The 24,848-nt window shown below is 66.0% G+C and carries 20 protein-coding genes; 12 read left to right on the forward strand and 8 right to left on the reverse strand.

Annotation, left to right across the window (positions count from 1 at the left end):
• Nucleotides 1-8 precede the first annotated feature (8 nt).
• The 8 genes from narI to ACSQ9I_RS35175 form a co-directional block, all read right to left on the reverse strand.
• Nucleotides 9-743: a respiratory nitrate reductase subunit gamma gene (narI, locus tag ACSQ9I_RS35140; RefSeq protein ID WP_436316594.1), complete on the reverse strand. Its 735-nt coding sequence runs from the start codon at nt 741-743 to the stop codon at nt 9-11.
• Nucleotides 740-1,435: a nitrate reductase molybdenum cofactor assembly chaperone gene (gene narJ / locus ACSQ9I_RS35145; protein ID WP_436316595.1), complete on the reverse strand. Its 696-nt coding sequence runs from the start codon at nt 1,433-1,435 to the stop codon at nt 740-742. Before narJ ends, narI begins: the two co-directional genes overlap by 4 nt.
• 2 nt (nt 1,436-1,437) lie before the next feature.
• Complete coding sequence (gene narH / locus ACSQ9I_RS35150; protein ID WP_436316596.1) at nt 1,438-2,970, reverse strand: nitrate reductase subunit beta; 1,533 nt, start codon at nt 2,968-2,970, stop codon at nt 1,438-1,440.
• The gene (locus ACSQ9I_RS35155) at nt 2,967-6,785 is read right to left on the reverse strand and encodes a nitrate reductase subunit alpha (RefSeq protein WP_436316597.1); all 3,819 of its coding nucleotides are present in this window, start codon (nt 6,783-6,785) and stop codon (nt 2,967-2,969) included. Before ACSQ9I_RS35155 ends, narH begins: the two co-directional genes overlap by 4 nt.
• A 27-nt stretch (nt 6,786-6,812) precedes the next feature.
• Entirely contained in the window at nt 6,813-8,465 is a 1,653-nt protein-coding gene (locus tag ACSQ9I_RS35160) for an MFS transporter (protein WP_436316598.1), read from the reverse strand.
• The gene (locus ACSQ9I_RS35165) at nt 8,462-9,751 is read right to left on the reverse strand and encodes an MFS transporter (protein WP_436316600.1); all 1,290 of its coding nucleotides are present in this window, start codon (nt 9,749-9,751) and stop codon (nt 8,462-8,464) included. The genes ACSQ9I_RS35160 and ACSQ9I_RS35165 overlap by 4 nt, the downstream gene beginning before the upstream one ends.
• Before the next feature lie 164 nt (nt 9,752-9,915).
• Nucleotides 9,916-10,599 carry a response regulator gene (locus tag ACSQ9I_RS35170; protein WP_436306436.1) on the reverse strand — a complete coding sequence of 228 codons (684 nt, stop codon included), beginning with the start codon at nt 10,597-10,599 and terminating at the stop codon, nt 9,916-9,918.
• A gap of 6 nt (nt 10,600-10,605) precedes the next feature.
• A complete protein-coding gene (locus tag ACSQ9I_RS35175; protein ID WP_436316601.1) occupies nt 10,606-12,519 on the reverse strand; it encodes a type IV pili methyl-accepting chemotaxis transducer N-terminal domain-containing protein in 1,914 nt (637 codons plus the stop codon).
• Nucleotides 12,520-12,966: 447 nt separating this feature from the next.
• Between ACSQ9I_RS35175 and ACSQ9I_RS35180 the strand changes: the two genes are divergently transcribed.
• The 12 genes from ACSQ9I_RS35180 to ACSQ9I_RS35235 all read left to right on the forward strand — a co-directional run bounded on the left by ACSQ9I_RS35180 (nt 12,967) and on the right by ACSQ9I_RS35235 (nt 24,771).
• Nucleotides 12,967-13,410 (forward strand): universal stress protein, encoded by a 444-nt coding sequence (locus tag ACSQ9I_RS35180; RefSeq protein ID WP_436316602.1) that lies wholly within the window; start codon nt 12,967-12,969, stop codon nt 13,408-13,410.
• A gap of 447 nt (nt 13,411-13,857) precedes the next feature.
• On the forward strand, nt 13,858-15,276 hold the full coding sequence (gene hemN, locus ACSQ9I_RS35185; protein ID WP_436317112.1) for an oxygen-independent coproporphyrinogen III oxidase: 1,419 nt from the start codon (nt 13,858-13,860) through the stop codon (nt 15,274-15,276).
• Between the two features lie 297 nt (nt 15,277-15,573).
• Nucleotides 15,574-17,979, forward strand: coding sequence for an adenosylcobalamin-dependent ribonucleoside-diphosphate reductase (locus ACSQ9I_RS35190; protein WP_436316603.1), 2,406 nt, complete (start codon nt 15,574-15,576; stop codon nt 17,977-17,979).
• A gap of 126 nt (nt 17,980-18,105) precedes the next feature.
• The gene (locus tag ACSQ9I_RS35195; RefSeq protein ID WP_436316604.1) at nt 18,106-18,732 is read left to right on the forward strand and encodes a nitroreductase family protein; all 627 of its coding nucleotides are present in this window, start codon (nt 18,106-18,108) and stop codon (nt 18,730-18,732) included.
• Entirely contained in the window at nt 18,729-19,280 is a 552-nt protein-coding gene (locus tag ACSQ9I_RS35200) for a hemerythrin domain-containing protein (RefSeq protein WP_436316605.1), read from the forward strand. Before ACSQ9I_RS35195 ends, ACSQ9I_RS35200 begins: the two co-directional genes overlap by 4 nt.
• A gap of 148 nt (nt 19,281-19,428) precedes the next feature.
• Nucleotides 19,429-20,328: an acyltransferase gene (locus tag ACSQ9I_RS35205; RefSeq protein WP_436316606.1), complete on the forward strand. Its 900-nt coding sequence runs from the start codon at nt 19,429-19,431 to the stop codon at nt 20,326-20,328.
• A gap of 12 nt (nt 20,329-20,340) precedes the next feature.
• Nucleotides 20,341-20,958: a PAQR family membrane homeostasis protein TrhA gene (gene trhA / locus ACSQ9I_RS35210; RefSeq protein WP_436316607.1), complete on the forward strand. Its 618-nt coding sequence runs from the start codon at nt 20,341-20,343 to the stop codon at nt 20,956-20,958.
• Between the two features lie 5 nt (nt 20,959-20,963).
• A complete protein-coding gene (locus ACSQ9I_RS35215; protein ID WP_436317113.1) occupies nt 20,964-21,173 on the forward strand; it encodes a putative zinc-binding protein in 210 nt (69 codons plus the stop codon).
• 91 nt (nt 21,174-21,264) lie between these two features.
• Nucleotides 21,265-21,558, forward strand: a complete 294-nt coding sequence (locus tag ACSQ9I_RS35220) for a DUF2249 domain-containing protein (protein ID WP_093110355.1) — start codon at nt 21,265-21,267, stop codon at nt 21,556-21,558.
• Between the two features lie 36 nt (nt 21,559-21,594).
• Nucleotides 21,595-23,907, forward strand: coding sequence for a nitric-oxide reductase large subunit (locus tag ACSQ9I_RS35225; protein WP_436316608.1), 2,313 nt, complete (start codon nt 21,595-21,597; stop codon nt 23,905-23,907).
• Nucleotides 23,908-23,929: 22 nt separating this feature from the next.
• Nucleotides 23,930-24,397 (forward strand): RrF2 family transcriptional regulator, encoded by a 468-nt coding sequence (locus ACSQ9I_RS35230; RefSeq protein ID WP_093110357.1) that lies wholly within the window; start codon nt 23,930-23,932, stop codon nt 24,395-24,397.
• Nucleotides 24,394-24,771, forward strand: coding sequence for a metal-sulfur cluster assembly factor (locus ACSQ9I_RS35235; RefSeq protein WP_436316609.1), 378 nt, complete (start codon nt 24,394-24,396; stop codon nt 24,769-24,771). Before ACSQ9I_RS35230 ends, ACSQ9I_RS35235 begins: the two co-directional genes overlap by 4 nt.
• Nucleotides 24,772-24,848: the final 77 nt, after the last annotated feature.

Below are 24,848 nucleotides of genomic sequence, written 5' to 3' on the forward strand. Positions count from 1 at the left end.
CCTGGAGCTCATGCGCCGGCGCGGGGCTCACGCGGCTGGTTGTGGCCAGCTGGCACGTTCAGCCGGCGGCTGCGCACGACCTGGTGTGAGCGGAACAGGAATCGGACCGTCCCGAAGCCACTCCACACATGCACCAGCCGGCTGAACGGGAACAGCAGGAAGATCGTCATGCCGAACACGATGTGGAACTGGTAGGGCCACGGCAGGGCGGCCAGCGCCGTGGCATCCACCGGCCGCAGCGTCACGATGCGCTGCGCCCAGTCCGCCAGGATCAGCATCACGCTGCCGTCGGCATGCTGCCACGAGAACGGCAGCGTGATCAGCCCGACCACGAGCTGGACCCACAGCACCACCAGCACCGCGATGTCCGTGGGATGGCTGGTGAGGCGGATGCGCGGATCGAACACGCGCCGGTGCAGCAGCAGCGTCAGGCCGACGAAGCACAGCGCGCCCGCGATGCCGCCTGCCACGACGGCCAGCATCTGCTTGGTCGCCGCACTCATGAAGATGCCGTAGACGCTGTGCGGCGTGAACAGCCCGACCATGTGACCGAAGAACAGGAACAGGACGCCGAAGTGGAACAGGTTGCTGCCCCAGCGCAAACTGCCGACCCGCAGCATCTGGGAAGAGTCGCTCTTCCAGCTGTATTGACTCTGGTCGAAGCGGATCAGGCTGCCTATCACGAACACCATGAAGCAGACATACGGATAGACCTGGAAGAGAAAACCATACACGCCTGTCATGACGATGCTCCTTGTGTCACGTGGCTCTTGCGCACGATGTGAATGGGTTGCGCCTGGCCTGGCTTGGCCTGGCCCTTCGACGAGCAGCCATCGAACACGACCGGTTCGGCCCAGCTCTCGTCGAGCGCCTCCTCGGCCGGCGGCTTGACCGGTTGCGCCTTCTCGCCGGCCAGTTCCAGCAGCGCGCCGAGCACGCTCGCGTAGGGACTGTTGCGGTGCTGCAGTGCGCCGAAGATGGCATTCAGGATGTGCGCCATCTCACCGAGGAAGGCCCGCGCCTCGCGCACCGGTTGCGTGGAGACAAACTCCAGCACGGCCGGCAAGTAGTCGGGCAGCTCGCCCTCGGCCAAGATCAGGCCGGCCTTCTCGTAGGTCTGTCCCAGATCGATCATTGCCGGGCCGCGCTCGCGCGAATCGCCGTGCACATGCTCGAACAGGTGCAAGGAGGTGCCACGACCCCGGTCGAACAGCTCGACATAGTCGGATTCAGCCTCCAGGGCGTCGGCACGCCACAGCATGTCCATCAGCGCATCGAGCTCGGCAAGGCGCGAAGGCGACAGGGCACGCTCGTCCTGCAGCAGCTCGCGCATCTCCGGCAGATCGCTGCGCAGCCGCCCATCGGGGTAGCCGAGCAGCGCCGCGAGCACGCGCAGGCTCTTCGTCATCGGGCGCTGGGAGTTCAGTGCGAACATGGTCAAACCTCCGCCCGAATGGGAATCGAGCGCTTCTTCTCGCTGCCAAACAGGCTGACTTCGCTGGTTCCTTCCGAGCATCCGTTGCCGAACGTGAAGCCACAGCCGCCGCGCACATTGAAGGTGTTCTCCGCGTATTCGCGGTGGGTCGTGGGGATCACAAACCGGTCCTCGTAGTTGGCGATCGCCATCACCTGGTACATCTCCTCGACCTGCGCCTGGCTGATGCCGACCTGCGCCAGCACGGCCTGGTTGATGCGCCCGTCGACATGCTTCTCGCGCTGGTAGGCGCGCATGGCCAGCATGCGTTCGAGCGCCTTCAGGACGGGCACGGTGTCGCCGGCGGTCAGCAGATTGGCCAGGTACTTGACCGGAATGCGAAGCTGGTTGACGTCGGGGATCTCGCCGTTGCTGCCCACATGCCCCGCGTTGGCCGCGGCGCTGATCGGCGACAGCGGCGGCACGTACCAGACCATCGGCAAAGTGCGGTATTCGGGATGCAGCGGCAATGCCACCTTCCATTCCACCGCCATCTTGTAGACCGGGCTATTGCGCGCGGCCTCCATCCACTTGTCGGGGATGCCGTCGAGGCGCGCCTGCGCGATCACCTTCGGGTCGTTCGGGTCGAGGAAGATGTCGAGCTGCGCCTGGTACAGGTCGCGGTCGTGCTCGACGCTGGCGGCCTCCTGGATCCGGTCCGCGTCATACAGCAGCACGCCCAGGTAGCGGATGCGGCCGACACAGGTCTCGCTGCACACGGTCGGCTGGCCGGCCTCGATGCGCGGGTAGCAGAAGATGCACTTCTCGGCCTTGCCGCTCTTCCAGTTGTAGTAGATCTTCTTGTACGGGCAGCCGCTCACGCACATGCGCCAGCCGCGGCACTTGTCCTGGTCGATCAGCACGATGCCGTCTTCCTCGCGCTTGTAGATCGAGCCCGACGGGCACGACGCGACGCACGCCGGGTTCAGGCAGTGCTCGCACAGCCGCGGCAGGTACATCATGAAGGTGTTCTCGAACTGACCGAGCATGTCCTTCTGCATCTGCTCGAATCCATCCAGATTCTTGTCCTTGCTGCGCCCGGAAAACTCGCCACCGAGGATCTCCTCCCAGTTCGGACCCCACACGATCTTGTCCATCTGCTTGCCGGTAATCAGGCTGCGCGGACGGGCCGTGGGCGTCGCCTTCATCTCCGGCGCCGACTGCAGGTGGCCGTAATCGAAGGTGAAGGGCTCGTAGTAGTCGTCGATCTCGGGCAGGTTCGGGTTGGCGAAGATGCGCATCAGCAGCTTCCACTTCGCCCCCTGCCGCGGCTCGATCGCGCCGTTGGCCTTGCGCACCCAGCCACCGTTCCACTTGTCCTGGTTCTCCCACTCCTTCGGGTAGCCGATCCCGGGCTTGGTCTCGACATTGTTGAACCAGGCGTACTCCATGCCGGGGCGGCTGGTCCAGACGTTCTTGCAGGTGACGGAACAGGTGTGGCAGCCGATGCACTTGTCCAGGTTGAGCACCATGCCGATCTGTGCGCGAATCTTCATGCGACTTCTCCTTGGGCCTGCACGGGGCGGATCAGTTCATCGGCGACCGGCGTGTCCAGCCAGTCGATCCGGTTCATCTTGCGCACCACGACGAACTCGTCGCGGTTGGTGCCGATGGTTCCGTAGTAGTTGAAGCCGTAGCTGAACTGCGCGTAGCCGCCGATCATGTGGGTGGGCTTGAGCACGATCCGGGTCACCGAGTTGTGGATCCCGCCGCGCGCGCCGGTGATCTCGGAGCCCGGCGTGTTCACGATCTTTTCCTGCGCGTGGTACATCATCACCATGCCCGGCTTGACGCGCTGGCTCACCACCGCGCGCGCCGCAATGGCACCGTTGAGGTTGAACAGCTCGATCCAGTCGTTGTCGACGATGCCCACGCGCTTCGCATCGTCCTCGCTGATCCACACACAGGGCCCGCCGCGGCTGAGGGTGAGCATCAGCAGGTTGTCGGTGTAGGTCGAGTGGATGCCCCACTTCTGGTGCGGCGTGATGAAGTTCAGCGCGATCTCGGGGTTGCCGTTCGGCTTGACGCCCTGGATCCCTGCGGTGGTCTTCAGGTCCACCGGCGGGCGGTAGCTGGCAAAGCCCTCGCCGAACGCGATCATCCACGGATGGTCCATGTAGAACTGCTGCCGTCCGGTCAGCGTGCGCCACGGAATCAGCTCGTGCACGTTGGTGTAGCCGGCGTTGTACGAGACGGTCTCGCTCTCGATGCCGCTCCAGGTCGGCGAACTGATGATCTTGCGCGGCTGCGCCTGGATGTCGCGAAAGCGGATCTTCTCGTCCTCCCGGTGGATCGCCAGGTGCGTGTGATCGCGCCCGGTCTGCTTGCCCAACGCCTGCCAGGCCTTCACCGCCACGTGGCCGTTGGTCTCGGGCGCCAGCATCAGCACCACCTCTGCGGCGTCGATGTCGCTCTCGATCTTCGGCATTCCGCAGGTGACACCGGGATCGGTGACGAAGCCGGCGAGTTCGCCGAGCTGCCGCACTTCGGTTTGCGTGTTCCAGCCGATCCCCTTGCCGCCGTTGCCGGCCTTTCCCATCAGCGGTCCCAGCGCCGTGAAGCGCTTGTAGACATTGGGGTAGTCGCGCTCGACCACCTGCAGGTTGGGCGCGGTCTTGCCCGGCACCAGCTCGCACTCCCCGCGCTTCCAGTCGCGGACCTCGAAGGGCTGGGCCAGTTCCGAGGGGCTGTCATGCATCAGGGGTGTCAGCACCAGCTCACGCTCGACACCGAGATGGCCGACGCAGACCTCGCTGAACTTCCTGGCAAAGCCCTTGTAGATGTCCCAGTCGCTGCGCGACTGCCAGGCCGGGTCCACCGCCGTGGACAGCGGGTGGATGAAAGGGTGCATGTCGCTGGTGTTGAGGTCGTTCTTCTCGTACCAGGTGGCCGTCGGCAGCACGATGTCGCTGTAGAGGCAGGTGGTGCTCATGCGGAAGTCGAGCGTCACCAGCAGATCGAGCTTGCCTTCGGGCGCCTTGTCGTGCCACACGACCTCTTCGGGCTTCGCCTCCTCTGCGCCGAGGTCCTTGCCCTGCACGCCGTTGCTGGTGCCGAGCAGGTGCTTGAGGAAGTATTCATGGCCCTTGCCGCTGGAGCCCAGGATGTTGGAGCGCCACACGAACATGTTGCGCGGCCAGTTGTCCGGGTGGTCGGGGTCCGTGCAGCTCATCTTCAGCGAGCCATCCTTCAGGGAGCGGACCGCGTAGTCCTTCGGATCGATGCCGGCAGCCTGCGCGTCGCGCACCACCTGCAGCGGATTGGTCTGCAGCTGTGGCGCGCTGGGCAGCCAGCCCATGCGCTCGGCGCGCACGTTGTAGTCGATCATGCTGCCCGCGTGCGCCTTCTTGTCGGCCAGCGGCGAGAGCACTTCTTCCATGCCCAGTTTCTCGTAGCGCCACTGGTCGGTGTGCGCGTAGAAGAAGCTGGTGCTGTTCATCTGGCGCGGCGGGCGGATCCAGTCGAGCGCGAAGGCCAGCGCGGTCCAGCCGGTCTGCGGGCGCAGCTTTTCCTGGCCCACGTAGTGCGACCAGCCACCACCGCTTTTCCCGATGCAGCCGCACATCATGAGCATGTTGATCACGCCGCGGTAGTTCATGTCGCTGTGATACCAGTGGTTCATCGCCGCGCCGATGATCACCATCGACTTGCCCTGCGTCCTGTGCGCGTTCTCGGCGAACTGGCGTGCCACCGTGATCAGCTGCGCGCGCGGGGTGCCGGTGATGCGCTCCTGCCAGGCCGGCGTGTAGGGGGTGTCGTCGTCGAAGCTGCTGGCCGCCAGCTCGCCGCTCAGCCCGCGCGCCACGCCGTAGTTCGCCACCTGCAGGTCGAACACGGTCGCCACCAGCGCGTCTCGCTGCTCGCCTGCCTTGCCGAGCGCGATGCGCCTGACCGGCACGGTGCGCACCAGCACCTCGGTCTGCTCGTTGCCGGGGAAATGCTCGCTGACAAGGCCGCCGAAATAGGGGAAGCCGACCCGAGCGGTCTCGGTGCTCGGCTGCTCGCCCTCCAGCACCGACAGCCGAAGCTTCACCTCGTTGCCGTGGCGCGCCTCCTTGGCCTCGAGGTTCCACTGCCCTTCGTCTGCGCGTCCGTCAGGCCCCCAGCGGAAGCCGATCGCGCCGTGCGGCAGCACCACCTTGCCCTCGTCGTCGAAGGCGACGGTCTTCCATTCCGGATTGTTGGCCTGGCCGAGCTTGCCGTTGAAGTCCGAGGCGCGCACATAGCGGTCGGGCACCATGACGACTTCGCCGCCGGGCAGCTGGTGTTCCTTGAGCATCACCAGCATCGGCATGTCGGTGTAGCGGCGCACGTAGTCGTCGAAGTAGGCACTGCGCTCGCGGCCGCCATCGGGAAAGTAGAACTCCTTCAGGATCACATGGCCCATCGCCATCGCCACCGCCGCGTCGGTGCCCTGCTTCGGGTGCATCCAGATGTCCGCCAGCTTGGCGACCTCGGAATAGTCCGGCGTCACCGCCACCGTCTTCGCTCCCTTGTAGCGCACCTCGGTGAAGAAGTGCGCGTCCGGCGTGCGCGTCTGCGGCACGTTGGAACCCCAGGCGATGATGAAGCTCGAGTTGTACCAGTCGGCCGATTCGGGCACGTCGGTCTGCTCGCCCCAGACCTGCGGGCTTGCCGGCGGCAGGTCGCAGTACCAGTCGTAGAAGCTCATGCACACACCGCCGATCAGGCTGAGGTAGCGGCTGCCCGCGGCGTAGCTGATCATCGACATCGCCGGGATCGGCGAGAAGCCGATGATCCGGTCGGGGCCGTGCTTCTTGATCGTGTAGACGTTGGCCGCGGCGACGATCTCGTTGACCTCGTCCCACGACGAGCGCACGAAGCCGCCGAGGCCCCGCACCTGCTGGTAGTCGCGGCGCTTGGCATCGTCCTCGACGATCGACGCCCATGCGTCGACCGGGTCGTGTGCGACGCGCGCCTCGCGCCAGCTCTTCAAGAGCCTGCTGCGCACCATCGGATACTTGACGCGGTTGGCGCTGTACAGGTACCAGCTGTAGCTGGCGCCACGCGCGCAGCCGCGCGGCTCGTGGTTGGGCATGTCCCAGCGTGTGCGCGGGTAGTCGGTCTGCTGGGTTTCCCAGGTGACGATGCCGCCCTTGACGTAGATCTTCCACGAGCACGAGCCGGTGCAGTTCACGCCGTGGGTCGAGCGCACGATCTTGTCGTGCGCCCAGCGATTGCGGTAGGCATCTTCCCACGTGCGATCTTCGCCGGTGGTGACGCCGTGGTCGCCGGAGAAGGACTCTCTGGGCTGGCTGAAATAGCTGAGACGGTCTAGGAAATGGCTCATTGGAGGGTCTCCGGAAAATTCAATGGCTCAGGGGTTCTGCACGTACGCGTTGGCGCGCAGGTAGAACCACCAGTTGAGAATGAGGCACAGGGCGTAGAACGCCGCGAAGCCGTACATGGCGAGCTCGGGCGTGGCGGCCTTGATCTGGGCGCCGATCACTACCGGTGCGATGAAGGCCCCGTAGGCCGCCACGGCCGAGGTCCAGCCGAGCACGGGGCCGGCCTGCTGGCGGTCGAAGATCACGCCGATGGTGCGGAAGGTCGAGCCGTTGCCGATCCCGCTGGCGGTGAACAGGACCACGAACAGCACCATGAAGATCAGGAAGTACTGCTCGGGCGCGGCCGAGCGGTAGGCCAGCATCATCACGTAGCCCACCGCCGTCGAGGCGAGCACCATCACCGCCGAGATGATCTGGGTGACGATCGAGCCACCGATCTTGTCCGAGATCCAACCGCCCAGCGGCCGCATTGCCGCGCCGACGAAGGGCCCGATCCAGGCGTAGGTGAGCGCCGAAGGCGCATTCGGGTTCTTCAGCACGTGCTGCATCACGCCGGCCGCGTCGGGCACATGACTGACACCGAAGATCACCGTGATGGCCAGCGGCAGCGCCATCGAGAACCCGATGAACGAGCCGAAGGTCACGATGTACAGCAGCGTCAACGCCCAGGTGTGCCGGTTGCGGAAGATCTCGAACTGCTTGGCAATGCTCTCCTTCATCGGGCCGAAGGCGGTGAGCTTGAGCACCAGCAGCGTGCTGACGATGATCAGCGGCATCGCGACCCACATGTTCAGCACCCCGAGGCCGGTGGGCGGCGGCAGGTACAGGTACAGACCGAGGCCGGCCGGAACGAACGACAGCGTGTAGAGCCAGATGATCTTCAGGAAGGCGACGATCGTGCCACCCGTGTTCGGCGAGACGGTCTTCAGGTTGTTCATGCCGAACCAGCACAAGGCCGCCAGCGGCACCAGCGACAGCAGCCAGGCGAAGCCCGCGTTCTGGATCCAGGTGGGCGTGCCGGCCGCGATCTTTCCGAAGATCCAGCCGCTGTCCTTGACGAGCGTCATCGGTTCGCCACCCAGCGCGCCGAACAGTCCGAGCGTCATGACCAGCGGAATGACGATCTGCATGCTCGTCACGCCGAAGTTGCCCAGGCCGGCGTTCAGCCCCAATGCCGTTCCCTGCAGCCGCTTGGGAAAGAAAGTGCTGATGTTGGACATCGAGCTCGCGAAGTTGCCGCCACCCACGCCCGACCACAGCGCCATCAGCTGGAAGGACCACAGAGGCCAGTCCTTGTGCTGCAGCACGATGCCGGTGCCGATGGCCGGCGCCAGCAGCATGGCGGTGGTCAGGAAGATGGTGTTGCGACCACCCGCGAGGCGAATCAGGAACGAGGCCGGAATGCGCATCGTCGCGCCGGCCAGCCCCGAGATCGCCGTGAGCGAGAACAGCTCGGCCTGGCTGAACGGGAAGCCCAGGTTCAGCATCTGAACCGTGATGATTCCCCACATGCCCCAGATCGCGAAGCCGCACAACAGGCTGGGCACGGAGATCCACAGGTTGCGGTAGGCGATGCGCCGGCCGGTGGACGCCCAGAAGGCGTCGTCTTCGGGGCGCCAGTCGGCGATGTCGGCGCCGTTCTTGGGCCGCACCGGAGCCTTGGTGTCGATGGTGGAGTTCATGCGGGTTCCTGCAAGGAGGGGGAAACGCTGCGGCCGTCGAGGCTGAAGGCGTGCGCGCGCCGGCCCATGACCTCGGTGCCGCGCACCTCGGTCCAGTACATCCAGATCAGCGACACCCAGACCACGCCGTACATCAGCATGAAGGCGCTGGAGCGGATGCCGGTGAAGTCCACCAGCGCGCCGAACATGATCGGCAGCACGAAGCCGCCCAGCCCGCCGGCCAGGCCGACGATGCCGCTGATGGTTCCGATGTTCTCGGGGTAGTCGTCGGCGATGTACTTGAACACCGAGGCCTTGCCGAAGGCGAAGGCGGTGCCGAGCAGGAACATCAGGGCGGTGAAGGCGTAGACGTTCAGGCCGAGATGAAAGGTCTTCGGGCCGTTGATGGTGAGAACAGTGAAGTCGGTCTGCGGGTAGCTCAGCAGGAAGAGACAGATCCAGCTGACCCACATGACCCACCAGGTGACCGAATGCGCGCCGTACTTGTCGCTCAGCCAGCCGCCCACCGCGCGCAGCACGCCGCCCGGCAGCGAAAAGCACGCGGCCAGCAGCGCTGCGGCGCGGATGTCGAGGCCGAACTCGCCAATGTAGTACTGCACCATCCACAGGCTCAGCGCCACGTAGCCGCCGAACACGATGCTGTAGTACTGGCAGTACTTGATGACCTTCGGGTCCTTCAGCGCGCGCAGCTGGTCCGAAAAGCGGGTGTGGCTCGGCACGCGGTGCGCCGGGTCGCTCGCGCTGAAGATCCAGAACAGCAGCAGGGTACCGAGCATGACCGCGGCATAGACCTGCGGCACCATGGCCCAGCCAAAGGCGACGACCAGCGCCGGCGCGATGAACTTGTTGACCGCCGCGCCCGAGTTGCCGGCGCCGTAGACGCCCATCGCGAAGCCCTGGCGGTTCTTCGGGAACCAACGCGCCACATACGGCGTGCCCACCGAGAACGAGCCGCCGGCCAGGCCGACGAACAGGCCGATGACCAGGAAGTGCCAGTACGCCGTCGCGTGGCTCATCAGCCAGATGGCGGGCACGGTGAGCGCCATCAGCAGCGCCATCACGATGCGCCCGCCGTACTTGTCGGTCCAGATGCCCAGGGGCACGCGGATCAGGGAGCCGGTGAGCACCGGCGTGGCGGTCAGCAGGCCGAACTCGGTGGCGTTGAGCCCCAGCGTCTTCTTGATCGGGATGCCGATCACGCCGAACATCATCCACACCATGAAGCACACTGTGAATGCCAGCGTGCTGACCATCAGCACCGCCAGTGCCTGGCTCTTCTTGCTCATGACGAAGTCCGCTCGTTGCTCATGAACCGACTTTAGGAAATGCGGGGAGCTTGCGGCATCCTTCGGTGGGAGGGCCGCCGGGCGGCACAAGAACGATGCGGCCGCTCGCCGGCATCCTCATGAAGAACTAGCGCTGTGGCAAAACGCCGCGCGCTTGCGCTGGATCAAGCCAGGCCGTGCTCGACTGCGATAACGGCAGCCTGCACGCGCGAGCTCACGTCGAGCTTGCGCAGGATGTGCTGCACATGGATCTTCACCGTGGTTTCGGCGATGCCCAGCGAGCGCGCGATCTCCTTGTTGCCCTGGCCGTTCGCGATACCGCGCAGGATGTCCTGCTCGCGCGGCGACAGCGCGTGCAGCGGCGACGCCGGCGCCGCGGGCTCCACAACCTGGGCAGGCTGCGGCGCGGCGGCATCACGGTAGGCCGCCACCAGCTTGCCGGTCATCTCCTCGGCCACGATGCTTTCGCCGCGCATGGCGCGACGGATCGCCGCGGCCAGCGCATCGCCCTCGATGGTCTTGAGCAGGTAGCCGCTCGCGCCGGCGCGCAGCGCGCCCGCGAGGTCACGTTCGTCTTCGCTCACCGTCAGCATCAGCACCCGTGCCGCGGGCACGGCTTCGCGCAGGGCCGGCAGGGCATCAACGCCCGTGACGCCCGGCAGGTGGTTGTCCAGCAGGATCACGTCGGGCTTCAACTCCTGGGCGCGGCGCTGCGCCTCGCCCGCATCGCCGGCGTCGCCGACGACCTCGAATTGCGGATCGCGATGCAGCAGTGCCGTCAGGCCACGCCGGAACAACGTGTGGTCGTCGACAACCAGGATGCGGATCTTCGGGGGCAGCTCGGTCATGGGGATTCAGGCGACTTGGCGTTGCAGTGGCGCCACCGCGCCACCGGTGCGGGACATCATTGGCAGGGTCAGGACGACAGAGGTGCCGCGGCCGGGCGAGGACATCACTTCGAGCTGCGCACCCAGGCGTTCGGCGCGCTCCGCCATGATGCGCAGGCCCACGTGGGTCTCGTCGGGCGCGCCGTGGCCATCGGGAAACCCGAGGCCATCGTCGCGCACCTCGAGGCGCCACTGCGGCGCCTGCTGCACGTCCAGCCACACCTGGCTGGCACGGGCGTGCTTGCGAACATTCGACAGCGCCTCCTGCACGATGTGCAGCACCTGGATCTGAGTGTCCGGGAGCAAGGGCATGCCCTGGCCGAGCATCTGCAGGCTTGCCTTCAGGCCGCTCTGATGCTCGAACTTTCGCAGCGTCGTGAGAAGTGCGGGTTCGATGTCTTCGCTGTTGGCCCGGGTGCGGAAGTGCATCAGCAGCTCCCGCACGTCGCCGTAGCTCTCACGCACGCCGACGTCGATCTCGCCCAATACGTGCTCGACCTTCAGCGGATCGCCGGCAGCGATCGCGTCGCGCATGAGCTGGACCTGGATCTTCAGGAACGCGAGCGACTGGGCAATCGAGTCGTGCAGCTCGCGCGCGAGGAAGCCGCGCTCCTGCGAGATGGCGGCCTCCAGCCCGAGCGAGTTCAGGCGCAGGTTCTCCATCGCGCCCGCGAGGTGGACCGTGAGCGATTCGAGCAGGGAGCGCTCGGCTTCGGAGATCGTGATCTGGGCGTGGAAGAAGAGGTCCACCTCACCCATCAGCCGTTCATGCAGCCGGATCGGTATGGACACCACGGTCTCGAAGCCGGCCTGGGCGCAATGTCGCATCCGGAGGGGGTGCATGGTACGGATCGGAATGACACGCGCGCCCGGCGATGCCAGCGGCGAGCCGCAATGGCAATCGCCTGCCGCCAGGCAATGCTCGGCATCGGTCATCGCCTGCGGCAAGCCCTGTGAGGCGAGCATCAGGTACCGGCGGTTCGCCTCGTCCGACCAGCGCAAGGCGACGCCGTCGGCATGTGCGATCTGCGCGATGCTCTGCGTGAACCCCTGCGCCAGTTTGTCGAGTGTCGAGGCCTTGGCGACCAGCGTCGTCACCTCATAGAGACATTCCAGCCGGCCGCGCTCTTCCTCCAACAGCGCCGTCTTCTCCTGGACCCGGCCTTCCAGATTCCGGTACATGGCCTGCAGCTGCTCGGCCATGTTGTTGAATCCCACCGCCAGGGTGCCGAACTCGTCCGTGCTGGTGCGCTCGACGCGGGCGCCGAGATCGCCATCCTGGAGGCGATGAATCGCTCGCTTGAGCAATCCCAGCGGCTCCAGGACGAAGCGGTAACCGGTATGGACCAGCACCGCCGCGCCGATGAGCGCCACGCCCATCATCGCGACCTGCAGCAAATGCATCAGCGCAGTCCATCGCGACAAATGGGCCTCGATGCCGGCGACGAATGCATCGATGCTCGACGTGAACGCGACGGCGTCTTCGCCGAGGCGGGTCGCGACGCCCGGCGGCATCGAATCGTTCAGGCGCCGGCGAAAGGCGGCCCAGTCGCGTTCGACGACGGCGAAGCGTTGACGCACGGTGTCGTCCCAGGGCACGAACAACGGCCGTTCGGTGTCGCCGCGGCGCAGTCCCTGGAGGCTGCGCTCGAACTCTGCCACCTGCTGTGACAGCGCCCGCACATCGCCCGCGCCAGCCGACAGCACCATCCGATAGGTTTGCATGCGCATGCGCCCGGCTTCGTTGACCGCAGCGGCGCCCCCCTCGATCTGCCATGACATGTAGACCAAGGTCGCGATGGCGCCAAGGGCTGCCAACAGGAACGGCATGGCGACCAGCGCCAGCTTGGCGCCCAGCGTCCATTGCCGAGCTCTGTTCATCGAGCGCATGTCAGCGTTGCGGCAGCGGCCGCACAAGTGGAGCGCGTTCGATGCAGCAGATCCGGCCGGCCGACGAGTCGACGCGCGTAGACGTTCGAGACAGCGAGGCCCAAGTGGGACATGCTGCACATCGCATACGCCCCACTGCTGACGCACCGATCCCGGCCTTGTTGCTGGGATCCATAGGCCCAGGCACGCTCACGAGTTCGGTCAGTCATCGGGATCGGCTCCTCGTTCGGATACAGCTGCATTCCTATGTTGCGCGCGCGCTCGACGAGCGCTCACCATTCCCCTCAGTCGTCGCCTTCTCGGGTGCGTCGGCAGGTCCATGTACTCGTTCGCTTGCCGCATTCTGCGTTTGAAACCGGGTGCATGCTTGATCTGGATCAAGCTCCAAAGCCCCCGCGGGGCTACGCTGCAGAAACTCAACCTCCGAGGAGACAGTTCATGTTCAAGCGCATTCTTGTTGCCACTGACGGCTCCGTGCTGGCGGAAAAGGCCGTCTCGAAAGCCATCGACCTGGCTGCCGAGCACAAGGCCGAGCTCAGGGCCGTGACCGTGGTACGACGGCAAGCCAAGAGCTACATGGACGGCACCATCGAATTCGAAGCCGAGGAGATCGACCGCATCGAGTGCCGGCGCACTGAGCAGGCCAAGACCATGCTCGAGGCGCTAGAGAAGCGCGCCGAAGCATGCGGCGTACGGGTCAGCACGGCGTCTGTCAAATCGAATCGAGTGGCCGATTCAATCATTGGTGCCGCCATCAAGCACGGCAGCGATCTCATCGTGATGGCCTCGCACGGACGAAAAGGGCTGGCACGAGCTTTCCTGGGCAGCGAAACCGCGCATGTGCTTGCGAACTCCGACGTGCCCGTGCTGGTGCTGCGCTGACCTTGGCCCGCGCGCTTTCCTGATAAGCACCAAGGCGCGCTGCGCGCTGATCCATTTGCTGCCGAGCCCGGCTCGAACCCCGGGTGGATGCCCTTGCGAACGAGCGCTGAAGCTGAGATCTCCGAGACCGTATTGATCTGGACCACCTGCTGCTCGTCGGCAGCACGCAGCGCGGGCGCTTCAGCGTGCAAGCTCCGCACACAACGCAACGTCGCCCCCTGACCGTCGCGGCAGTCATGGCCTCGACGCCGCATCCGACCGCTCTCCCGCCAGCGTCTCGCCGGGCGCCGAGTCGCTCGGCGTCATCGTCGTCATCGGCGCTCGTCCGGATCGTTGTTCAGATGCCTCCTGCCGAGCGGTCCGGCTGCTTATGTTGACAAGCATCAACCAACGACCGGCGCGACGAAGGCACAGTGAAGACCTGCCTTTCCTTGGTTGAACGCAATGATGTCCACTGTCCTGGCTCCGCCCCACGAAACCTCACCGTCTTCGGTCTCGGCCGACGTGCTGGCCCGCTTCGATGTGGCCGGGCCTCGCTACACGTCCTATCCGACGGCGGACCGCTTTGTCGAGGCCTTCGGCCCCGACGACTACGGTGCCGCGGCGCGGCAGCGAAGGCTGGGCATCAGCGCAGTCATGACCCCCATTTCCCTCTACGTCCACATTCCGTTCTGTGCATCGCTGTGCTACTACTGCGCGTGCAACAAGATCATCACGCGGCATGCCTCCCGTGCGCGTGAGTACCTGGGGTACCTGGAGAAGGAGATCGCCCTGCACGCGGCGCAATTGAGCGCACGGACGCCGGTGAGCCAGCTTCACCTTGGTGGCGGGACGCCGACCTTCCTGAGCGATGACGGGCTGAGCGACCTGATGCGGATGCTGCGCGACGCTTTTTCATTCGCGCCGGGCGCCGAATGCTCCATCGAGGTCGATCCACGCACGGTCGACGCCGGCCGTCTTGCCCACCTGGCCCGGCTGGGCTTCAATCGGCTGAGTTTCGGTGTCCAGGACTTCGACCCCGACGTCCAGCAAGCGGTACATCGCATCCAGCCGGCACAACAAGTATTCGATCTGGTCGCCTCGGCGCGCGAGCTGAAATTCCAGTCCATCAACGTCGACCTGATCTATGGACTGCCGCGTCAAAGCGCTGCCTCGTTCGACCGCACGTTGGCGCAGATCTGCGAGCTGCGTCCGGACCGCATCGCCCTCTATGCCTACGCGCACTTGCCCGAGAGGTTCAAGCCGCAGCGCCGGATCGCCGCCGACGAATTGCCTTACGCGGCCACGAAGATCGAGATGCTGTCGCGCTCCATCGCCGCCCTCACCTGCGCTGGCTATGTCTACATCGGCATGGACCACTTCGCGTTGCCGGACGACAGCCTGGCTGTCGCCAAACGCCAAGGTCGGCTGCACCGCAATTTCCAAGGCTACAGCACGCAGCCGGACTGCGACCTTGTCGCGCTTGGCGTATCGGCGATCGGAAGGGTTGGCGGCACCTACAGCCAGAACGCAAAGACCCTGGAGGACTACTACGACCATCTCAACCAGGGACGGCTGCCGGTGGTGCGCGGGCTCGCGCTGTCGCGCGACGACGTGCTGCGTCGCGCGGTGATCATGGCCATCATGTGCCAGGGCCATGTCGACTTCGAGTCGATCGACATCGCCCACCTGATCACCTTTCGTGACTACTTCGCGTCCGAACTGGCCGCTCTCGGCCAGCTGGAGGCGGACGGCCTCGTTTGCCTCACGGACCGCGATCTCACGGTCACCGACAAAGGCTGGTTCTTCGTACGGGCCGTGGCGATGGTCTTCGACCGCTATCTGCAAACGGATCGCAAGCGCGCTCGCTTCTCCCGAATCATCTAGCCACTGCGTCGCACCCCGCCCTGCCAAATGCACCTCGCCTGCAGCTCGCCAATCGTCGACGGCCCAACTGGCTCTTGCCGGACGTGGGTCACGGGCGGCTCGAGCGTCTGATCGCCGAGCTCAAGCACCCTTCAGGAGACCCATCGTGCATCAGCACACAGTCATATCCAGCCCAACCCGTTCGCAGCGGCCCGCCGCGCGCGGCGATACCCGCTCAAGCGCTCGCGAAGAGCACCGCTTGTTCGACCCGGGCGCCGGCTCGTGCCGTTCGGGCGCCGCGACCAAGAAGACCGTCGTATGAAGCGTGACGACCTTGGTTTGGGCTCGTTGCTGCCCGTGCAGCCCATCAGCCGCGACGTGCTGCTGGAAAAGTACCTCAAGCCCGGCGAGCAGGAGGCCGAGGACCTGTTTGCGCGCGTCGCGCGCGCGCTGGCGTCGGTGGAGGCCGAAGGCGAACGCGCGCAGTGGCAAGCGCGCTTCCTCGCCAACCTGCGCGCAGGAGCCATTGGGGCCGGGCGCATCATGAGTGCCGCCGGCACCGAGCTCGATGCCACGTTGATCAATTGTTTCGTGCAGCCAGTGGGTGACTGCATTCAAGGCCAGGACGAGGCCGGCTATGCCGGCATCTACGAGGCACTGCGCGAGGCCGCGGAGACCATGCGCCGTGGCGGCGGCGTGGGCTATGACTTTTCCCGTATCCGCCCGCGCGGCGCCCAGGTGCGCGCCACCGCTTCGCTGGCCTCGGGCCCGTGCAGCTACATCGACGTGTTCGACCGGTCCTGCGCGACCGTCGAAAGCGCAGGGGCGCGCCGCGGCGCGCAGATGGGTGTGCTGCGCATCGACCACCCCGACGTGCAGGAGTTCATCACCGCCAAGCGGACGCCGGGGCGCTGGAACAACTTCAACGTGTCCGTCGCGGTCAGCGACCAGTTCATGCGCGCGCTGGCGGCCGACGAGGAATGGGCGCTCGTGCACAGCGCCAAGCCGGGGTCCGAACTGATCGCGCGAGGCGCCACGCAGGCCCTGGACGGCCACTGGATCTACCGGCGCCTGCCGGCGCGAGAACTGTGGGACACGATCATGCGTTCGGCCTACGACTTCGCCGAGCCGGGGATCCTTTTCACGGACGCCATCAACAACGACAACAACCTGCGCTACTGCGAGCACATCGAGGCGACCAATCCCTGCGGCGAGCAGCCCTTGCCGCCCTACGGCTGCTGTGACCTCGGGCCGATCATCCTGCCGCGCTTCGTCGACCATCCGTTCGGGATCGGCGGGGCGGCGCAGTTCGATTTCCAGCGCTTCAACGAAGCCGTCGCACTGCAGGTCCGGGCGCTCGACAACGTGCTGGACCTCACTTTCTGGCCGCTGCCGCAGCAGCGCGCCGAAGCCATGGCCAAGCGCCGCATCGGCGTGGGTTTCACGGGGCTGGGCGACACGTTGGCCATGCTGTGCCAGCGCTATGACCAGCCCGAGGGCCGGGCCATGGCCATGCGCATTGCACGCAGCCTGCGCGACGCCGCCTACGCCGCGTCGGTGGCGCTGGCGCGCGAGAAGGGTCCGTTCCCACTATTCGATGCGCAGCGCTACCTCGCGCGCGGCACCTTCGCCAGCCGCCTGGACCAGGCATTGCAGGAGCAGATCCGCATGCATGGCATCCGCAACAGCCATCTGGTGTCGATCGCACCCACCGGCACCGTGAGCCTGGCGTTCGCCGACAACGCCTCGAACGGCATCGAGCCGGCGTTCTCCTGGACCTATCGGCGCAAGAAGCGCGAAGCCGACGGCAGCATCTCCGAGTACGAGGTTGAAGATCACGCCTGGCGCCTGTACCGCTCCCTGGGTGGGGACACCGACGCGTTACCCGCCTACTTCGTCTCGGCACTGTCGATGCCCGCGGCCGGCCATCTGGCGATGATGGAAGCGGTGCAGCCCTTCGTCGACACTGCCATCTCGAAGACGGTCAACGTGCCCGCTGACTACCCCTATGAAGACTTCAAGGGACTCTACCTGCACGCCTGGACCGCCAACCTGAAGGGACTGGCCACCTACCGGCCCAACAGCATCCTGGGGTCGGTGCTGGAGGTCGCGCCGACGGCGCAAGAGGGCGCGCCCTCGCGCGCTGACAACGCCGCGGCCGACCCGATGCGCGCGATGATCGAGAGTCGTCCGACGGGTGCCTTGAATGCCAGCGCCGAGAAGATCGAGTACTGGACGCAGCAGGGCCGGCAGACGCTCTATCTGGTGGTGTCCTTCCTGCCCCTGGCCGACGGGCGGGAACGGGCCATCGAGTTCTTCATGCCCGTGGGCCAGAGCGGCGAATCGCAGCAGTGGATCACCGCGAGCATGCGGCTGCTGTCGCTGGCCGCACGCGGGGGCTTCCTCGAACGCGCGCTCGCCGACATGCGCAAGGTGGCATGGGACCGCGGTCCCGTGCGTCTGGGCCATCACGTGAAGGCCGATGGCAGCCAGGTGCCCATGTGGCACGACTCCGAAGTCGGCGCCATCGCGTACGCGATTCAGCAGCTGATCGCGAAGCGAAGCGGCTCGGCGCCAACGGCGCCGGACGTTTCGACGCCGACGGCTGCTGCACCCTCGCCCTCGATGGGCGCCAAGTGCCCGGAATGCGGCGCCCACGCCATGATCCGAAAGGACGGCTGCGACTACTGCACGCAGTGCGGGCACCTCGGAAGTTGCGGATGAACGCGGCCCGGGCGGCCGCGACGCTGCTGCGTGTTTCCGCCACCTTGACCTTCCGGCTCGGCCGGACCATGCTGACGCTCGTTGCCCTCTTGCGAGCCGCCCTCATGCTCATCTGGGGAATTCGACATGCCTCCTGATACGGACGCCCGCGCTGCGACGGCCGTCCTGGCTGATCCGCCTGTCACTGAACGGCAACTGGCTGCACTCCTGCACACGCGCCGCACGGTACTGCCCAAGCGGCTCGGCACGCCCGGACCTGAACGGTCCGAACTCGAGCAGATCCTCGGCGCCGCGGCCGCGGCCCCGGATCACGGCGGCCTGGTCCCGTGGCGCTTTGTCATCGTGCCGCCGCCGCAACGCGGGCGCCTCGCCGATGTATTCGCGCAGGCCCTGCAGCACGCCACGCCTGACGAACGGGGCAAGGCGCGCGAGAAGGCCTTTCGCGCTCCGGTCCTGATGCTGGCGATCGTGCGGCTGGGCCCCGACAACGAGGAGATTCCGGCCGCCGAGAGGATCGTGTCGGCCGGATGCGCCATCCAGAACATGCTTCTGACCGCGACAGTCCTGGGCTACGGTTCGGCACTGACCTCCGGCAAGGCGCTGCAATCCACCGGACTGCGCGCACTGTTCGCTCTGGACCCACAAGAGGAACCGCTCTGCTTCATCAGCGTGGGCACCGTGCTGGCGCACGCGGCCGGTCCGGCGCGGCCGGACCTCGAGCGCTATGTCTCCGAACTGGTCCCCACGCCATGAACCGCTCTTCGCGCCTGGCCTCTCTCATCGCATCGCCAGCGGCCGGATTCGAACAACCCTTCGAGATGATGGAAGCCTGCCATGAGCGCCTGCAGCGCACCCTCGGGCTGCTCGAGCGGCTGCGCGCCCATGTCGCGCGTCACGGCGCCGATCAACAGGCGCGGCAGGCCGCCCGCGATGTCATGCGCTACTTCGATATGGCCGCGCCGCAGCACCATCTCGACGAGGAGATGCATGTGTTCCCGACCCTGGTCGTGCGCGGCGATCCTTCCATGCTCGCGCTGGTCGCTCGCCTGCAGCAGGACCATCTTCAGATGGAGGCGCGCTGGCGCACGGTGCGCGCGATCCTCGAACGGCTCGAGCGTGCAGAGATCCAAGCAATCTCGACGGCCAGTGCAGCGGAGATCGATGCATTCACGCGCCTGTATGGAGCTCACATCGAAGCCGAAGAGCAGCTCGCCTATCCGGCTGCGGCCGCGCTGCTCGACGATGGCGCGCGCGACGCGATGGGCGCGGAGATGCGGCGTCGCCGCGGTGCGGCCTCCTGACGGCACCGACGGTGGGCTCGATCGCCTCGCTGCCCGGCAAGCCATGGAAGGTTGAGCGGGATCAACAAGTCAAAGGTGCAGCCCACGCAGAATGACTCAAGGTCTGCGCAAACGCAGGCGCCCTGCTCCTCCTTCTGCACGCCATTCCTTGTCTGCCCTCCAACTGATGTTCGCCCTGCTGCGCGGTGCCCTCAGCGCTGCACTGCTCGGCTTGAACACGCTGGTCGCGTTCACCCTGATGGTGCCACCGGCGCTGGTCAAGCTGATCGTGCCCGCCGGCAGCGTGCGCACCGGCTGTGACCGGATCCTGAACACCCTGGCCACCGGATGGGTGGCCGTCAACAACGCGTGGATCGCGCCCGCGTGCCCGGCGCCATGGCGGATCCGGGGCCTCGAGGGCCTGAATCACCGCGGCTGGTATCTGGTGTCGAGCAATCACCAGAGCTGGGTCGACATCCTGGTGCTGCAGCGTGCCTTCCATGGACGCATCCCGTTTCTCAAATTCTTTCTGAAGCGCGAGCTCATCTGGGTGCCGGTGATCGGGCTGGCCTGGTGGGCGCTCGACTTTCCGTTCATGAAACGCGGCCGAGGCCGGAATGCGCATCGAGGGGATCTGGCAGCGACCCGACGATCCTGCGAGAAGTTCAAGCGCGTTCCGACGGCAGTCATCAATTTCGCCGAGGGCACCCGCTTCACGGCGGCCAAGCATGCCGCGCAGAACAGCAGCTACCGCCATCTGCTCGAACCCAGGACGGGTGGCCTCGGCGTGGCGCTGGCCACGATGGGCGAGCGCTTCGAGGCCATGCTCGACGTGACCATCGTCTACCCCGAGGGGACGCCCAGCTTCTGGGCGCTGCTGTGCGGCAAGGTGAAGCCCGTCACCGTCGACGTCCGTCGATGTGCCATTCCGCCCAGCCTGCTGGGCGGGGATTCATCGGGCGACAGGGCGCACCGCCAGCGGATTCGCGAATGGGTCGAGGCCCAATGGGCAGAGAAGGACCGCCTGATCCAGCGCTTGCTGGGCGAGCGCCGCAGCGCTCGCGAATAAGCAGTGCAAGGCATGTACCGCGGCGAACGTTTCAACAGCATCAGCCATCTCGCCGGCGCCGGGTTCGCATCGGCGGGCACCGCCTGGTTGATCACGCAGGCCAGTCGCGCGGGCGACCCTTGGAAGATCACGGGCTTCAGCATCTACGGCGCGATGCTGGTCGCGCTCTACCTGTTCTCGACCCTGTACCACAGCTTCAAGGGACGCGCGAAAGATGTCCTGCGCAAATTCGATCACTGCACCATCTACCTGCTGATCGCCGGCAGCTACACGCCGTTCGCGCTGGTGTCGCTGCGTGGCGCATGGGGCTGGTCGCTGCTGGGTGTCGTGTGGGGGCTGGCGCTGGCCGGTATCGTCCAGGAAATCTGGCTCGCCCGAGGCGCGCGCGCCGTGTCGCTGGCAATCTACATGCTCATGGGGTGGCTCGCGTTGGTAGCGGCGTGGCCACTCTGGCGGGCGCTCACGCCGGCGGGCTTCGGCTGGCTGCTGGCCGGCGGCGCCTGCTACACGGTCGGCCTGCTCTTCTACGCCACCGACCACAAGGTCCGTCACGGCCACGGGCTGTGGCATCTGTTCGTGCTGGCCGGAAGCGGCTGCCACTTCTACACGGTGCTGCGTTACGTGGCCTGACCATGATGGATAGGCCGCTTGACGATCCCGCTGCAAGCCCCTTGGTCTGGTCGTGCTCCGGCTGCTCCAGCGCCGCGCAGCTGGCGAACCACGCTGCACTGCAACTGGACCGTCGAGACATCGCCGAGATGTCCTTCATCTGCGCTCAAGCCGGTGGCGCGGCGCAGCGCTCCGATGGCGCTCGCAGGCGACCTCGATTTCGATGCGGACCTTGATGCAGATCAACATCTCACGGCAGGCCCTTTCCTAGCATAGATGCATCTTGAATACACCTTCTAGCCCCTTCGCTATCCACAAGGAATCCCCGTGAAATCTGCAGCCTTCTCCTCCACCGTCGATGTCCGAGTTCTGGAACCACGCTTTCGTCATTCGCACATCTTCTCGACCTTCGCCGCCCTCGACGACGGCCACGCCATCGAACTCGTGAACGACCACGATCCCAGGCCGCTTTGCGCGCAGTTGCAGGCGCAGTGGCCCAACCGCTTCGCATGGAACTACCTCGAGGAAGGTCCCTCGGTGTGGCGCGTTGCCATCACCAAGATCCCGGCCTTCACCGCCAATGCGAGCGGGGGTTGCTGCGGTGGATGCGGCGGCGCCTGAACGCCGGGCCCCTCTTCGATGACCCAAGGAAATGTCATGAGAAACAACAACAGGCTGTGGCGCTGGCTCGCCTTCATCTTCGTACTGTCGTTCGGTGCACTCGGCTACCTGGGCGTGCAGATCTACCTGACGGCCCCACCGATTCCCGCATCCGTCACCGCCTCCAACGGCGAGGTGATCTTCACCGGCGAGCAGGTCCAGCGGGGCCAACAGGTCTGGCTGTCGGCCGGCGGACAGCAGCTGGGCTCCGTGTGGGGCCATGGCGGCTACGTCGCACCCGACTGGTCCGCGGACTGGCTGCACCGTGAGGCCGTTGCGCTCAAGAATCGCCACGCACAGGCCTACCGCAAGGAGCCCTCCGCGCTGAGCGCATCGGAACGCGGGGCGCTCGACGCCACGGTGATCGACGAGATGCGGCGCAACACCTACGACAGCACGAGTGGTGTGGTCAGTGTTTCGTTGGAACGCGCGCAGGCGATCCGCGAAACGGCCGCGCACTACGAGGCCCTGTTCGGCCACGACGGCTCGGTCGCCACGCTGCGCGAGCAATATGCCATGACGCTGGACACGCTGCCCGATCGCGCCGACCGCCAGGCACTCACCGCCTTCTTCTTCTGGACAGCGTGGGCTGCGGCCACCGACCGACCTGGGGGGACGGGACTGAGCTACACCAGCAACTGGCCGCACGAGCCGCTGGTCGGTAACACCATGACCAGTTCCGCGGCTGTCTGGTCGATGGTCAGCATCGTCCTGCTGCTGGCAGCCATCGCCGCCATGCTGTGGCTGCACGGCAGCCAGAGGCACGAAGCCGAGGCGCAGCCGCCCAAGGCGGACCCGCTGCTCGGTGCCACCGCGACGCCCTCCATGAAGGCCACGCGCAAGTACTTCTTCGCGGTGATCGGGCTGATGCTGCTGCAGATCGCGATGGGGGTCATCACGGCCCACTATGCGGTCGAGGGGCAGTCGTTCTTCGGGCTTCCGCTGGCCGAGCTGCTTCCCTACGTGGTCAGCCGTACGGTGCACACGCAGATCGGCATCTTCTGGATCGCGACCGCGTGGCTGGCCACCGGCCTGTACATCGCCCCGCTGCTGTCCGGCCGCGAGCCCAAGCTGCAGAAGCTCGGCGTGGATGTGCTCTTCTGGGCCCTGATCGCCATCGTCGTCGGCTCCACGCTGACCGGCTGGCTCGGCACCTTGCAGCACCGTGGCGTTGACTTCAGCTTCTGGCTGGGCAACCAGGGCCTGGAATACACGAGCATGGGCCGTGTCTGGCAAGTGCTGCTGTTCGTCGGCCTGCTCTTCTGGGTCTTCCTGCTGGGTCGCGCACTGTGGCCGGCATTGACCAAGCCCTCGGCATCGCGAGGCCTGATCGCGATGGTGTTCCTGTCGGCAACCTGCATCGGCGGCTTCTATTCCACCTCGCTGGTTTGGGGACAGCACACCCACTACTCGATGATCGAGTACTGGCGCTGGTGGCTGGTGCACCTGTGGGTGGAAGGCTTCTTCGAGGTGTTCGCCACCGCCGTCGTCGCGCTCATCTTCACGCGTCTGGGCCTGGTGCGCACCGAAAGCGCCAACCGAGCGATCATCGCCGAGACCATCGTGTTCCTGTTCGGCGGCATCCTCGGAACGCTGCACCACCTCTACTTCACCGGCACGCCGACGTCGGTGATCGCCGTGGGCGCCGTGTTCTCCGCGCTCGAGGTCGTGCCGCTGACCCTGATCGGCCTCGAGGCGCTGCAGACCTACCGGCGGTCGCAGGCCATGCCCTGGCTCGCCGCCTACAGGTGGACCATCATGTGCTTCGTGGCCGTCGGCTTCTGGAACACCATCGGTGCCGGCGTGCTCGGCTTCGCGATCAACCCGCCCGCCTCGCTCTACTACGTGCAGGGGCTCAACATGACCGCCGCCCACGGCCACGCCGCACTCTTCGGCGTCTACGGGATGCTGGGCATCGGGCTGATGCTGTTCTGCCTGCGCGGTCTGTACGAGCGCGAGCTGCACGCCGACGGCTTGCTCAAGCCCGCGTTCTGGGGCCTCAACATCGGTCTTGCCATGATGGTGTTCCTGTCGCTGCTGCCCGCCGGCATCTACCAGGCCTGGGCCAGCGTCACGCAGGGCTTGTGGTACGCCCGCTCTGCCGAGATCGTGCATTCCCGCGTGATGGAGATCCTGGTCTGGATGCGTGTTCCGGGCGACATCGTCTTCGCCCTGGGCGCGGTGCTGCTCGCCGGGTACGCGCTGCGTCTGCTGCGCCGCCCAGCGTCGCAATCTGCGCCGCAAACATCGCCGCGCTTGAAGGGCCGCAAAGGTCTGGCCGTCCAGGCGGGCCACGTGGCCGAACGGTGAGGCGGCTTGCCCGTGAGAGATCATGAAGCTCACCGCTTTCACCGACTACAGCCTGCGGGTGCTGATCTACCTAGCCGCGCAGCCGGAGCGACGCGCCACCATCGCCGAGATCGCCTCCTCTTTCGCGGTGTCGGAGCATCACTTGACCAAGGTGGTCCATTTCCTGGGCAAGCACGGGTGGCTCGCCAACGTCCGCGGCAAGGGAGGCGGTCTGTCGCTCGCGAAGGCGCCCGACTCGATCAATATCGGCGACGTTGTGCGTCACACCGAAGGCAACGCGATCGTGGAATGTTTCGGGGAAGGCGGTGGCGAATGTCGGATCACCGGCCTGTGCCGTCTGCGTGGCGTGCTGGATGAGGCCGTGGCGGCGTTTCATGCGGTGCTGCATCGCTACACGCTGGCGGACCTGGTTCACAACCGGGAGGCGCTTTCCGCAATATTCTTTGTCGATCAAGCCCCAGTGCGTCGCGCTGCCAAGGGGGCGGCATGACCTCCTCCTCTCGTCGCGCTCGTACGCCAGAGCAGGCAACTCTCGAGGCGGCTTCCATTCCCTACGACGGACCGGAAGCCTTGCGCCAGCCGATCGCCGCAGCGCTGTCACGCGTCGTCGATCCGGAAGTCTCGATGAACATCGTCGATGTCGGCCTCATCTACGGCGTCACCGTCGACACCAAGACCGTGCACGTGCTGATCACGATGACTTCGGCCGCCTGCCCGGTGATCGACCTCATCATCGAGGACGCAGAGCTCGAGCTGGACAAGGTCCTCCCGGCCGATCTCAAGATCTGCATCGAACTGGTGTGGGAGCCGCCCTGGACCCCAGACCGCATGAGCGCCAACGCCAGACGGTTCATGGGATGGTGAACGCCGAACGTCCGCCCGTCCGAGCCCGCCGCGGGGCATCGACATCCCGCCTATGGATCTTCGCGCGCGTGGTGTTC

This window comes from Variovorax sp. LjRoot84 (assembly GCF_964254305.1).
Classification (GTDB): Bacteria; Pseudomonadota; Gammaproteobacteria; order Burkholderiales; family Burkholderiaceae_C; genus Variovorax.